Genomic DNA, 12,468 nt, shown 5'->3' with positions numbered 1-12,468 from the left:
GGGTTTGTGCACGCTGCCGGTTCGGCTATAAGGTGCCGACGCGGCGTGCCGCGGCTGGAAAAATGACGACACCCGGGCGGGTGTCCCGGAGTTCTCGACATGCCCTTTCTCTCGTCCTTTGCCGTCTACTTCATCATCTGGTGGATCACCCTGTTCGCCGTTTTGCCGATCGGTCTGAAGACGCAGGACGAGGAGAAGGACGTGGTGCCGGGCAGCGTCGGCAGCGCGCCGGCGCGGTTCCGCGGGGGGCGGGTCGTCCTGCTGACGACGGTCATCTCGGGTGCTATTTATGCGGCCTGGTTCATCGCCTCGACCTATTTCGGCATCAGTGTCGACAGCCTGCCGCAGATCATGCCGCGCTTCGAGTGAGGGGACGTCCGTCCGAGGTGATCTTGACACCCGCCGTGGGCAGGCTTTCGGCCGTGCCCGACTCGATCTTGCTGTGCTGAAAGCAAAAAAAAACAAGGTCGTATGACCTTGTTTGAAAGTATCGCGTGATCCTTAACCTGTTACGGGGCAGCGAACGAGCGCGCCAAAGATCTGATCCTCCCAAGATTTAACCGCGAGTACGGCAAGAATTTAAGCTCCCTGCCTGTTTTGTGGGCTCACGCTAGCCCAAAGTTTAAACGTTGTCACGCCGAATTTTTGTATTTTTGCTACAGTTCGCGAAAAAATTTGATGATGTCCAAATGTCGCAGGCCGAGAGCCCCAAATCGGCCTCGCGACGACCGGCGCAAGCCTCGCGGGCGGGGCCTGTGACGGGCGAGGGTGCCTGTCGGCAAGCACGTCGGGCGGCTGGCGGGTTGCGGGTTTTCTTCCCCTGCGGAAACAGCTATGAACGCAGCCACACCAACCGTTGTCACGGCTGATTCCGCGAAAAATGCGCGGGCGCCATTACCTGTCTGGAATTCGTTATGCGTCTGTCACGCTACTTCATGCCCATCCTCAAGGAAAATCCCAAGGAAGCGGAGATCGTCTCGCATCGCCTGATGCTGCGCGCGGGCATGGTCCGCCAGCAGAGCCAGGGGATCTATTCCTGGCTGCCGCTGGGCAAGCGCGTGCTCGACAAGGTCAACAAGATCATCCGCGAGGAGCAGAACCGCGCCGGCGCCATCGAAATCCTGATGCCGACGCTGCAGTCGGCAGAGCTCTGGCAGGAGAGCGGCCGTTATGACGACTACGGCAAGGAGATGTTGCGCATCAAGGACCGCCAGGACCGGCCGATGCTCTATGGCCCGACGAATGAGGAGATGGTCACCGATATCTTCCGCTCCTACGTCAAGTCCTACAAGGACCTGCCGCTGAACCTCTACCATATCCAGTTGAAGTTCCGCGACGAGATCCGTCCTCGCTTCGGGACCATGCGCTCGCGCGAGTTCATGATGAAGGACGCCTATTCCTTCGACCTCACCATGGAAGCGGCGGTGCACTCCTACAACAAGATGTTCGCGGCCTATCTGCGCACCTTCGACCGGCTCGGGCTGCGGGCGATCCCGATGCGCGCCGATACCGGCCCGATCGGCGGCAATCACAGCCACGAATTCATCATCCTCGCCGAGACCGGCGAGTCGGAGGTCTTCTGCCACAAGGATTTCGTCGACTTCGACATTCCCGGCGCCGACACTGACTTCGACGATGTGCGGGGCCTGCAGGCGATCTTCGACAAGTGGACCTCGCTCTACGCCGCCACCTCCGAAATGCATGACGAGGCGGCCTTTGCCGCCGTTCCGGAAGGTGAGCGCCTTTCCGCCCGCGGTATCGAGGTCGGCCATATTTTCTACTTCGGTACCAAGTATTCCGAGCCGATGGGCGCCAAGGTTCAGGGCCCCGACGGCAAGGAGCATACCGTTCACATGGGATCCTACGGCATCGGCCCGACCCGCCTCGTTCCGGCGATCATCGAAGCCTCGCACGACGACACCGGCATCATCTGGCCGGCCTCGGTCGCGCCCTTTGATGCCGTCGTGATCAACATGAAGGCCGGCGATGCGGCCTGCGACGCCACCTGTGACGCGATCTACGCTGCGCTTTCGAACGCCGGCAAGGACGTGCTGCTCGATGACACCGACGATCGCGCCGGCACCAAGTTCGCCACGGCGGATCTCATCGGCGTTCCCGTTCAGGTCATTGCCGGCCCACGTTCGGTCGCCAACGGCGAGGTCGAGCTCAAGGACCGCAAGACCGGCGCGCGTGAAACGATGACGGTCGAGGCAGCCATCAACAAGCTGGTCGGCTGATTGCCGGTCGAGGAGGCGAGATGACAAGCGCAGTCGAAGGCCGCGAGGCGGACAAGGTCACCCCGAGCCCGTCGGCGCGGCCGTTCTCCGCCTTCGAGCGCATCGTCGCCTGGCGCTACCTGCGCGCCCGGCGGAAGGAGGCCTTCATTTCGGTGATCGCCGGCTTCTCCTTCATCGGCATCATGCTGGGTGTCGCAACACTCATCATCGTCATGGCGGTGATGAACGGCTTCCGCACCGAGCTCATCTCGCGCATCCTCGGCATCAACGGTCACATGATCATTCAGCCCGTCGACGGGCCGCTCGACAACTATGCGGAGCTCGCCGACAAGTTCTCCGGCATCGCCGGGGTGACGATGGCGCTGCCGCTCGTCGAGGGGCAGACCCTTGCGTCGGGCCGCGGCGGGGCAGGCACCGGCGCGCTGGTGCGCGGCATCCGCGCCGACGACCTCACCAAGCTCAAGACCGTCTCGAACAACATCCGCGCCGGCGACATGGTCGGCTTTGCCGCGGGGCAGGGCGTTCTGATCGGTTCGCGCATGGCGAACGAACTCGGACTCACCGCCGGCGATTCCATCACGCTCGTCTCGCCCGAGGGGGACGTGACACCGCTCGGTGTCAATCCGCGGGTGAAGTCCTACACCGTCTCCGGCATCTTCGAGATCGGCATGTCGGAATACGATGCCTCGATCATCTACATGCCGCTCGAGGAGGCGCAGCTCTATTTCAATGCCGAAGGCATCGTTCAGTCGATCGAACTCTTCGTCGACGACCCGGACATGGTCGACGAACTGCGGCCAAAGGTCGAGGAAGCGGCCGGCCGGCAGATCTTCATCACCGACTGGCGCCAGCGCAACCAGACCTTCTTTTCCGCCCTGCAGGTGGAGCGCAACGTCATGTTCATGATCCTGACGCTGATCGTGCTGGTCGCGGCGCTCAACATCATCTCGGGCCTCATCATGCTGGTGAAGGACAAGGGGAGCGACATCGCGATCCTGCGCACCATGGGTGCAACCTCCGGCTCGATCATGCGCATCTTCTTCATGACGGGTGCCGCGATCGGCGTCACCGGCACCTTCGCCGGCGTGGCGCTGGGCGTCGTCGTCTGTCTCAACATCGAATCGATCCGCAGCTTCTTCTCCTGGGTGAGCGGCACGGTGCTCTTCGATCCCGAACTCTATTTCCTCAGCCAGCTTCCGGCGGACATGAACGTCGGCGAGACGATGTCCGTCGTCATCATGGCGCTGACGCTCTCCTTCATTGCGACGCTCTTCCCTGCCTGGCGCGCCTCGCGGCTCGACCCCGTGCAAGCCCTCCGATACGAATAAGGATGCCGCTTTCCATGGCCACCGACAAAGTTCTCGCGCTCACCGGGATCGATCGCAATTACGGGCAGGGCGATACGCTTCTGACGATCCTGAAAGGCGCCGACTTCAGCCTCACGGCCGGAGAGACGGTGGCGCTCGTCGCGCCGTCCGGCACGGGCAAGTCGACGCTTCTGCACGTGGCGGGCCTGCTTGAACATCCCGACGCCGGGGAAGTCGTGATCGGTGGCGAGGCCTGTTCGGCACTGTCGGAGGATCGCCGGACGGCCGTGCGGCGCCGCTCGATCGGCTTCGTCTACCAGTTCCACCACCTGCTGCCGGAATTCTCCGCGCTCGAAAACATTATGATGCCGCAGCTCATCGCCGGGCTTTCCATGGCCGAGGCCAAGGAGCGGGCCGCACAACTTCTCGACTATATGCGGATCGGCCATCGCGCCGATCATCGCCCGGCGGAGCTTTCCGGCGGAGAACAGCAGCGGGTGGCGATTGCCCGCGCCGTCGCCAATGCGCCGCTCGTGCTGCTCGCCGACGAGCCGACCGGCAACCTCGATCCGGAGACGGCATCCTACGTTTTCTCCGCCTTGCGCGCTCTGGTCCGCCAGTCGGGGCTCGCAGCGCTGATCGCCACCCACAATCACGAACTGGCCCAGCGCATGGACCGTTGCGTGACGATCGCCGACGGCAAGATCGTCGACTACGCCGTCTGACGACTTCGGGCCGAGATCTGACGAAGGCCCCGGCCGATGCATGTCATGCGGCGCACCGGGCTCTGACGGTTACCACCCTCATCTATCCTGTCTGAACTCTGCGGCGCCGGGCAAAGCGATGCGGCCGACCGCACCGTCTGCTGCGTTTCCTCTATGTTCCAGCGCATTCGCATCGTGAATGGAAGTATATGACCCTTTTTGGGTTGACAAGAGAACAAACACGGAACAAAATAAAAACATAAAGAGTAAGGAGTGAGCCATGACTGATGTTTTCCGTGATGTCGCCGCATTCGCCTCGATCCTCATGTTCCTCACCGGTTTCTCGGTGATCGTCTCCGCGATTTGAGGTTCTCGCACCTATCCTGTAGAGAGTGACCCGTGTCCGGTCGCGAAGGCTGGACTTCCCTGTCGGGGCGACCGAAAATCGCACCGATTCATCGGATGCGGGTAGACGGATATGGGCGAAGCAGTTGGCGAAGGTGTGCACGAGGCAGGGTCGCCGGGTTTTGTGCATTTGCGCCTCCATTCGGCCTATTCGCTGCTCGAAGGCGCATTGCCGCTGAAGAAGATTCTCCGCAAGGCCGCCGCCGACGGCCAGCCGGCGGTCGCCATCACTGACACCAACAATCTCTTCGTCGCGCTCGAGTTTTCGCAATATGCCGTCGGTGACGGGCTGCAACCGATCATCGGCTGCCAGTTGTCGATCGATATGGAGGATGCGCGGGACGATAAACGTTCGTCGCATGCGCCCGCCAGATACCCTGCGATCGTGTTGCTTGCGGCGGATGCCGCCGGCTACGAGCGGCTCGTGGATCTCGTCAGCCGTGCCTACCTCGAAGGAGAGGGGCACCAGGCGGTGCATGTCACCACGTCGTGGCTGGAAGAACGCGGCACGGACGGGCTGATCGCATTGACCGGGGCTTCGGGCGGACCGGTCGATGTCGCCCTTCAGGAAGGGCACGGGGCGCAGGCCGAGGCGCGGCTTTCGACGCTGAAGCGGCTCTTCGGCGACCGGCTTTATGTCGAGTTGCAGCGTCACGGCGACTACGATCGTCGCCACGAGACGAAGATGGTGCAGCTCGCCTATCAGTACGACCTGCCGCTGGTTGCGACCAACGAAGCGTTCTTTCTCACCCGGGAGGACTACGACGCGCATGACGCGCTGATGGCCGTCGCCCACAATGCGATCGTTTCCGACGACAACCGCTTCCGCCTGACGCCCGACCATTATCTGAAGAGCCGGGCCGAGATGCAGGCGCTCTTCGCCGACTTGCCGGAGGCGATCGAGAACACCGTCGAGATCGCCATGCGGTGCTCCTTCGTGCTCAACACGCGCAAACCGATCCTGCCGCGCTTTGCCGGCGTCGGCGCCGATCCGGAGGAGGCGGAGAAAGCCGAGGCGGAGGAATTGCGGCGGCAGGCGGTCGAGGGGCTCGACCGGAGGCTCGCCGCGCTCGGAATGGCGGCGGGCTACGAGGAGAAGGATTACCGCGAACGGCTCGAATTCGAGCTCTCGATCATCGAGCGGATGAAGTTTCCCGGCTACTTCCTGATCGTTTCCGACTTCATCAAGTGGGCGAAGCAGCACGACATTCCCGTCGGTCCGGGCCGCGGTTCGGGCGCGGGCTCGCTGGTCGCCTATGCGCTCACCATCACCGACGTCGACCCCTTGCGCTTCTCGCTGCTCTTCGAACGCTTCCTCAATCCGGAACGCGTGTCGATGCCCGACTTCGACATCGACTTCTGCCAGGACCGGCGCGAAGAGGTGATCCGCTACGTCCAGCAGAAGTACGGCCGTGAGCAGGTGGCGCAGATCATCACCTTCGGTTCGCTGCAGGCGCGTGCGGCCCTGCGCGATGTCGGCCGCGTGCTGGAGATGCCCTACGGCCAGGTCGACAAGATCTGCAAGCTGGTGCCGAACAACCCGGCGAACCCGACGCCGCTTTCCAAGGCGATCGAGGAGGAACCGAAGCTCCGCGAGGAGGCGGAAGCGGAGCCGGTCGTCGCCCGTCTTCTCGACATCGCCCAGAAGATCGAGGGCCTCTACCGCCACGCCTCGACCCACGCCGCCGGTATCGTCATCGGCGACCGCCCGTTGTCGAAGCTGGTGCCGATGTATCGCGATCCGCGTTCCGACATGCCGGTGACCCAGTTCAACATGAAATGGGTCGAGCAGGCGGGGCTGGTCAAGTTCGACTTTCTCGGCCTGAAGACGCTGACGGTGCTGAAGACGGCTGTCGATTTCGTCAAGGAGCAGAGAGGCGTCGACGTCGACCTGGCAGCGATTCCGCTCGACGACAAGCTGACCTACGAAATGCTCTCCCGCGGCGAAACCGTCGGCGTGTTCCAGGTTGAAAGTGCCGGCATGCGCAAGGCGCTGATCGGCATGCGACCGGACTGTATCGAGGACATCATCGCGCTGGTGGCGCTCTACCGTCCGGGTCCGATGGAGAACATCCCGGTCTACAATGCCCGCAAGCATGGCGAGGAGGAAATTGCCTCCATCCACCCGCAGATCGACTACCTGTTGAAGGAGACGCAAGGGGTTATCGTCTACCAGGAACAGGTGATGCAGATCGCCCAGGTCCTGTCGGGCTATTCGCTCGGCGAAGCCGACCTTCTGCGCCGCGCCATGGGCAAGAAGATCAAGGCCGAGATGGACCAGCAGAGCGCCCGCTTCGTCGATGGTGCGATGAAGAACGGCGTGTCCAAGCCTCAGGCCGAGAACATCTTCGAACTCTTGGCCAAGTTCGCCAACTACGGCTTCAACAAGTCACACGCTGCGGCCTACGCGATCGTCTCCTACCAGACGGCCTACATGAAGGCGCATTATCCGGTCGAGTTCCTCGCCGCCACGATGACCTACGATATGGCCAACAGCGAGAAGCTCAACGACTTCCGCCAGGATGCGGGGCGTCTCGGCATCAAGGTCATCCCACCGTCGGTGCAGACCTCGTTCCGCCACTTTCAGACCGGCGATCGCTGCATCTACTATGCGCTCGCTGCGATCAAGGGCGTCGGCGAGTCGGCCGTCGACCACATCGTCGAAGTTCGTGGCGACAAGCCCTTCGAGAGCCTCGAGGATTTCTGTCTGCGCATCGATCCGAAGCAGATCAACCGCCGTGTCTTCGAAAGCCTGATCTGTGCCGGCGCCTTCGATTGCTTCGGCCACGACCGTGCCGAACTGATCGGCGGGCTGGACCGCATTCTCGGCTATGCGCAGCGCGCGCAGGAAAATGCCGTCAGCGGCCAGTCGGACATGTTCGGTGCCGGCGGCGCCTCCGGGCCGGAGAAGATCGCCTTCCCGACGTACACGCCGTGGCTCGCCTCGGAGAAGCTGCACCGCGAATTCCAGGTGCTGGGCTTCTATCTCTCCGCGCATCCGCTCGACACCTATCGCTCGCTCCTCGAAAAGATGCGCGTCCAGACCTTTGCCGATTTTTCCGCCGCGGTGAAGCAGGGCGCGACGGCCGGGCGTCTCGCCGGCACGGTGACGGGGCGTCAGGAACGCAAGACCCGCACCGGCAACAAGATGGGCATCGTCACCTTTTCGGATTCCTCCGGGCAGTTCGAGGCGGTCCTGTTTTCCGAAGGCCTGAACCAGTATCGCGACCTTCTGGAGTCCGGCAAATCCGTGGTGATCACCGTTGCTGCGGAAGAGCGGCCGGAGGGCATCGGGCTCAGGATCCAGACGGCCCAGTCGCTCGAAGAAAAATCGCTGCAGATGCAGAAGGCGCTACGCGTCTATGTTCGCGATTCCGGTCCGCTGAAGGCGGTCGGCGCCCACCTCAACACCAGGGGCGACGGCCTCGTCTCCTTCGTCGTCATCAAGGAAGACGGCCAGCGCGAGATCGAGGTCGAGCTTTCGGAAAAGTACCGCATCTCGCCGGAGATCGCGGCAGCGCTGCGGTCGGCGCCTGGGATCGTCGACGTCGAGCTGGTGTAACCGCTGGTGGATGCCGGCGGGTTGCCCGCGTCAGCCGCGCGGCACCTTGCGGGTCACGGTGATGAAGTCGGTCCCGTCGCCGGTTTCCGGCCCGATCCCCGAATCCGAAATGGTGATCGAGCTGCCTTCCCCGAGCATGGGCTCGATCTTCCGGCGCACGGCATCCGGGATGGAGATGCGGTCGAGCGCCTGCGCAAGCGTCGGCGCGGTCTCGCCGGCCGTCGGCGCTTCGATGCCGAGGCGCTTCATCGTCGCGTTGGAGAGGTTGTTCTCCAGCGTGACGCCGCGCCATTCGGCGCTGCCGGCGAGCATGTCGACATGCGTCGCCTCGACGAAATGGGTGCCGAGCGGCTTCTGCGGATCGGCAATCGCGATTGCAGCCTCGAAGACGGGCTTGAACTTCTGCCGCACCATGATCTGACCGAGCGGCGGCTCGCCCTTGCCGGCGCTCGCATAGAGCTGCGCCAGAAATTCGGGCGTCAGGATTTCACCTTTGGTTGCGAGCCCCTTCCACCGCTTGTAGCCGTTGACGGCCGAGATGGTCTGGCGGCCGAGATAGCCGTCGATGATGCCGGCGTCGAAACCGAGATCGGTGAGCATCGCCTGCACGTCCATCAGGGTCTCGCGCTGACCGCGTCTTGTGATCAGAATGCGCACGGGCGGAATGTCGGCGAAGGCCTCGGCCGACTGGACCGGGCTCGTCGCTTCCTTTTCGACCATCGCGACCTGAACCGGCTTCCGTCCCGCCTCGATGGTGGACGGCCGCAGTTCTGCATCCGAGAGGAGCTGTCCTTCGGCGACCGGCTGCCGCGGCTGAAAGAGTGCCGCATGGCGCACAGGTGCCGGAACGACCGGTTCGTCGGTGATGATGACGTGGGCGCCGCGCTCGGTCATCTGATAGAGCGCTTTGGCGAAGGCGCGCGGCAGGCGGACGCAGCCGTGGGACGCCGGATAGCTTGGCACGCTGTTCGATTCGTGCAGCGCCACGCCTGACCATGTGAGCCGCTGCATCCAGGGCATCGGCGCGTTCGAATAGAGATTGGACTCGTGATACTTGCGCTTCTCGAGGATGGAGAAGATTCCCGACGGCGTGGAGTGGCCCGGCTTGCCGGTCGAGACGCGGGAGGTGGCGACGACCTGGTCGCCATCATAGACCGTCAGGCTCTGCTCGGCCTTCGAAACATAGATTTGCAGCGCGCCGCCGTCTCCGGCGAAGCTCTGAGAGGCAAGCGCTGTCGCGGAAAGCAGACACGCGACGTGCAGGAACTTCAGCATGCTATTATCGTCCTCAACGCAAAACTGACCGGGCGAGTGCTTGTGCTGGTCGTTAAAATATCGCGCGAAGTTTAAGGAAGGTTTTCTCGGGCAAGCACTGCAATCACGAGTCGGTGTATCGCTGCATTTGCGCGACGTGACCTTCTTGCCGTGGGTGCGACAGCATCACCATCACAGACGGACGGCAAACCACTTCAAGATCGGACCGTCGTCCGAGCGCTATTTCCGCCGCCCGAAGGTGTAGCCGGTCTCCACCGTCGACTTGCCGAACTTGTCGCGCAGCTTGTCCATCGCGGCTTCAGCGGCGGCGCGTCGGCCGGCCTGCTGGTCGACCAGATCCGGCGGATCGGCGACCGAGGCTTCCTTGAGGTCGGTCACGCCGATCCCGATCAGCCGGAAACGCGTACCGTCAGCCTCCTTTTCCATGAGCGCCAGCCCGGTACGGAAGATGCGGTCGGCAAGCTGCGTCGGGTCCTCTAGGCGACGGTTGCGCGTCCGTCCCTTGAAATCCGCCGTCTTGAGCTTCAGGACGACGGTTTGCCCCGAAATCCCGTGCTTCTTCAGCCGCCAGGCGACCTTTTCCGACAGAGCCCGCAGGTGGATGATGAGATCCTCCCGGCGGCTGATGTCTTCGAAGAAGGTCGTCTCGGCGGAAACGCTCTTCGCCGCTTCGTTCGGGTGGACGTCGCGATCGTCGATCCCGCGGGAAAGACGGTAGAGCCGCTGGCCGATCGAGCCGTAACGGCGCATGAGATCGGCTTCCTCCATGGTCTGCAGCTGCCCGACGGTACGGATGCCGTCGCTTTCGAGCGTCGCCGCAAACGCCTTTCCGACGCCCCAGATCGTCGTCACCGGGCGCGGGGCGAGAAAATCCAGCGCCTCTGCCTCGCCGATCACCGAAAAGCCGCGCGGCTTCTGCAGGTCGGAGGCGACCTTCGCCAGAAACTTGCAGTAGGAAAGGCCGACGGAGACCGTGATGCCGATTTCCTGTTCGACGCGGCGGGCGAAGCGTGCGAGCACGCGTGCCGGCGGATCATGGTGCAGCCGATCGGTGCCGGAAAGCTCGAGGAACGCCTCGTCGATCGAGAGTGGCTGCACGAGTGGCGTCAGTTCCTCCATCATCGCCCGCACCTCGCGTCCGACGCGTACGTATTTCTGCATGTCCGGCTTGATGACGACGGCGTCGGGGCAGGCCTCCAGCGCCTTGAACATGGGCATCGCGGAGCGGACGCCGTGAATGCGGGCGATGTAGCAGGCGGTCGAGACCACACCACGCTTGCCGCCACCGACGATCACCGGCTTGTCGGCGAGTTCCGGATTGTCCCTCTTCTCGATCGAGGCGTAGAAGGCGTCACAATCGATGTGGGCAAGCGTGAGCCCGTAGAGTTCCGTATGATAGACGAGCCGGGGACTGCCGCAGCTGCTGCAGCGACGGTTGCCTTGCGGCTGGCCTCTGAGGCAGTCGCGGCAGAAGGCTGGATACGCGGTCAGGTCGGTTGTCATCGCTGGAACAAATGTTGAACATTCGCACGCTTAGCGTTACTCTTGCTCGACTCGGGTGGCAAGGGAAATGCGATGAACGACGGATTTCATGCCCAGCCTCTCTCGGCCGACCGCTGGGGCGACTTCGAAGCCGTGATGGGCCCGCGCGGCGCCTGCTACGACTGCTGGTGTACCTATTTCCGGCTGGTGCCTGCCGAGCGCAAGAGCTTCACCGGCAGCGAAAAGAAGGATTTCATGCGTCAGCGCGTGAACGAGGGACCGCCTCCCGGCCTCATCGGCTACCTCGGCGAGCGGCCCGTCGGTTGGGTGCAGGTGGGCCCTCGCGCCGATGTGCCGAACTGGAATTCGCCGCGTACCGTATCACGGCCGCTCGAGGAGGCGGATGCCGGCGACCCGGCAGTATGGGCGGTGAGCTGCTTCTTCATCGTGTCGAAGGAGCGCGGCAAGGGATTGAGCCATCGGATGCTCGACGCTGCCGTCGCCCATGCCCGCACCGCCGGCGCGCGCGTCATCGACGCCTGTCCGATCGAACGGACGAAACAATCGAAGTCAGTCGGGCTTTATGTCGGATCGAGACGAATTTTCGAAGCGGCCGGATTTTCCGAAGTCGCGTCGAGAAAGGAGGGCAGGCCCCTGGTGCGTCTGGTGCTCTGAGTCGCGAGACCAGTGCCGCCTCAATATTCGCCCGAATCAAGTCCCGGGCCGGAATAATGCCGCCAGGCCTTCACGACCGTCTCCGGTGCGATGCCGGAGGCGTCACAGAATGCGATGAGCGTGGGCTCGTGGCCCATGAGGAAGTCGAGCATGCCGGCGAGAAAGCCGGGATCGTTGATCGCCTGACGGAGTTGATCGGCCCGGGTGCCGGTCAAAGCCAGGAAGCGACCGAGCATTTCCGGCTCACCTGCAAGCCATGTGAGCACGGCAATCGCGGTTTCTTCCGGACCGGGAGGTAGTTCGAGAGGTTTCATGTTGTGTTCCGAGTTACCTTTTTCTCAACCAAATGAACTTAATATTCCATCGAGAGGAAGGTGCAACAGCCAACCGCAACTTGCCGCGGCGGCTTGGAACGCCGGGGCTGAAGGATCGTATCGTATGCCGAAGAAGGTCATGATCGTCGAAGACAACGAGCTCAACATGAAGCTCTTCCGCGATCTCATCGAGGCTTGTGGGTACGAGACCATTCAGACGCGCAACGGCATGGAAGCGCTCGATCTCGCGCGCCGCTACCGGCCCGACCTCATCCTGATGGATATCCAGCTGCCCGAGGTCTCCGGCCTCGAAGTCACAAAGTGGCTCAAGGACGACCCGGAGCTGCATGTCATTCCCGTCATCGCTGTTACTGCGTTCGCGATGAAGGGCGACGAGGAACGCATTCGCCAGGGCGGCTGCGAAGCCTATGTATCGAAACCCATTTCTGTGCCAAAATTTATCGAGACGATCAAAATCTATCTCGGTGATGCCTGAAACACCGGACA

The 12,468-nt window shown here is 62.9% G+C and carries 10 protein-coding genes; 7 read left to right on the top strand and 3 right to left on the bottom strand.

Features of this window, described 5'->3' with window-relative positions:
• Positions 1-99 precede the first annotated feature (99 nt).
• From H4I97_RS09765 to dnaE, 5 genes are all read left to right on the top strand, one after another.
• On the top strand, positions 100-369 hold the full coding sequence (locus H4I97_RS09765) for a DUF1467 family protein (protein ID WP_182304448.1): 270 nt from the start codon (positions 100-102) through the stop codon (positions 367-369).
• Positions 370-914: 545 nt separating this feature from the next.
• On the top strand, positions 915-2,237 hold the full coding sequence (proS, locus tag H4I97_RS09760) for a proline--tRNA ligase (RefSeq protein ID WP_182304447.1): 1,323 nt from the start codon (positions 915-917) through the stop codon (positions 2,235-2,237).
• 20 nt (positions 2,238-2,257) lie between these two features.
• Positions 2,258-3,565 (top strand): lipoprotein-releasing ABC transporter permease subunit, encoded by a 1,308-nt coding sequence (locus H4I97_RS09755; protein ID WP_182304446.1) that lies wholly within the window; start codon positions 2,258-2,260, stop codon positions 3,563-3,565.
• Between the two features lie 14 nt (positions 3,566-3,579).
• Entirely contained in the window at positions 3,580-4,269 is a 690-nt protein-coding gene (locus H4I97_RS09750) for an ABC transporter ATP-binding protein (RefSeq protein WP_182304445.1), read from the top strand.
• Positions 4,270-4,726: 457 nt separating this feature from the next.
• Entirely contained in the window at positions 4,727-8,215 is a 3,489-nt protein-coding gene (gene dnaE, locus H4I97_RS09745) for a DNA polymerase III subunit alpha (RefSeq protein ID WP_182304444.1), read from the top strand.
• Between the two features lie 30 nt (positions 8,216-8,245).
• Here dnaE and H4I97_RS09740 read toward each other — a convergent pair whose 3' ends face one another.
• Both H4I97_RS09740 and H4I97_RS09735 read right to left on the bottom strand, forming a co-directional pair.
• Positions 8,246-9,490, bottom strand: a complete 1,245-nt coding sequence (locus tag H4I97_RS09740; protein ID WP_182304443.1) for a L,D-transpeptidase family protein — start codon at positions 9,488-9,490, stop codon at positions 8,246-8,248.
• A 219-nt stretch (positions 9,491-9,709) separates the two neighbouring features.
• Positions 9,710-10,993 (bottom strand): DNA polymerase IV, encoded by a 1,284-nt coding sequence (locus H4I97_RS09735; protein ID WP_182304442.1) that lies wholly within the window; start codon positions 10,991-10,993, stop codon positions 9,710-9,712.
• A 72-nt stretch (positions 10,994-11,065) separates the two neighbouring features.
• Between H4I97_RS09735 and H4I97_RS09730 the strand changes: the two genes are divergently transcribed.
• Positions 11,066-11,647 carry a GNAT family N-acetyltransferase gene (locus tag H4I97_RS09730; RefSeq protein ID WP_182304441.1) on the top strand — a complete coding sequence of 194 codons (582 nt, stop codon included), beginning with the start codon at positions 11,066-11,068 and terminating at the stop codon, positions 11,645-11,647.
• Positions 11,648-11,667: 20 nt separating this feature from the next.
• On the opposite strand, the gene H4I97_RS09725 is transcribed toward H4I97_RS09730, so the two are convergent.
• Positions 11,668-11,961 carry a DUF3572 domain-containing protein gene (locus H4I97_RS09725; protein WP_148160807.1) on the bottom strand — a complete coding sequence of 98 codons (294 nt, stop codon included), beginning with the start codon at positions 11,959-11,961 and terminating at the stop codon, positions 11,668-11,670.
• A gap of 124 nt (positions 11,962-12,085) precedes the next feature.
• On the opposite strand from H4I97_RS09725, the gene H4I97_RS09720 reads away from it, so the two are divergent.
• Complete coding sequence (locus H4I97_RS09720) at positions 12,086-12,457, top strand: response regulator (RefSeq protein WP_182304440.1); 372 nt, start codon at positions 12,086-12,088, stop codon at positions 12,455-12,457.
• Positions 12,458-12,468: the final 11 nt, after the last annotated feature.

Origin of the sequence: Ciceribacter thiooxidans (assembly GCF_014126615.1) — a bacterium.
In the GTDB taxonomy this organism is placed as follows: Bacteria; Pseudomonadota; Alphaproteobacteria; order Rhizobiales; family Rhizobiaceae; genus Allorhizobium; species Allorhizobium thiooxidans.
The sequence above is the reverse complement of the archived record's forward strand: the minus strand, read 5'-3'. Positions and strand labels throughout refer to the sequence as shown.

Excerpts from the sequence above, each read along its gene's own strand:
- H4I97_RS09740 (WP_182304443.1), bottom strand. The coding sequence starts at position 9,490 with ATGCTGAAGTTCCTGCACGTCGCGTGTCTGCTTTCCGCGACAGCGCTT.
- dnaE (WP_182304444.1), top strand. The coding sequence starts at position 4,727 with ATGGGCGAAGCAGTTGGCGAAGGTGTGCACGAGGCAGGGTCGCCGGGT.
- H4I97_RS09720 (WP_182304440.1), top strand. The coding sequence starts at position 12,086 with ATGCCGAAGAAGGTCATGATCGTCGAAGACAACGAGCTCAACATGAAG.
- proS (WP_182304447.1), top strand. The coding sequence starts at position 915 with ATGCGTCTGTCACGCTACTTCATGCCCATCCTCAAGGAAAATCCCAAG.
- H4I97_RS09730 (WP_182304441.1), top strand. The coding sequence starts at position 11,066 with ATGAACGACGGATTTCATGCCCAGCCTCTCTCGGCCGACCGCTGGGGC.
- H4I97_RS09765 (WP_182304448.1), top strand. The coding sequence starts at position 100 with ATGCCCTTTCTCTCGTCCTTTGCCGTCTACTTCATCATCTGGTGGATC.
- H4I97_RS09755 (WP_182304446.1), top strand. The coding sequence starts at position 2,258 with ATGACAAGCGCAGTCGAAGGCCGCGAGGCGGACAAGGTCACCCCGAGC.
- H4I97_RS09725 (WP_148160807.1), bottom strand. The coding sequence starts at position 11,961 with ATGAAACCTCTCGAACTACCTCCCGGTCCGGAAGAAACCGCGATTGCC.
- H4I97_RS09750 (WP_182304445.1), top strand. The coding sequence starts at position 3,580 with ATGGCCACCGACAAAGTTCTCGCGCTCACCGGGATCGATCGCAATTAC.
- H4I97_RS09735 (WP_182304442.1), bottom strand. The coding sequence starts at position 10,993 with ATGACAACCGACCTGACCGCGTATCCAGCCTTCTGCCGCGACTGCCTC.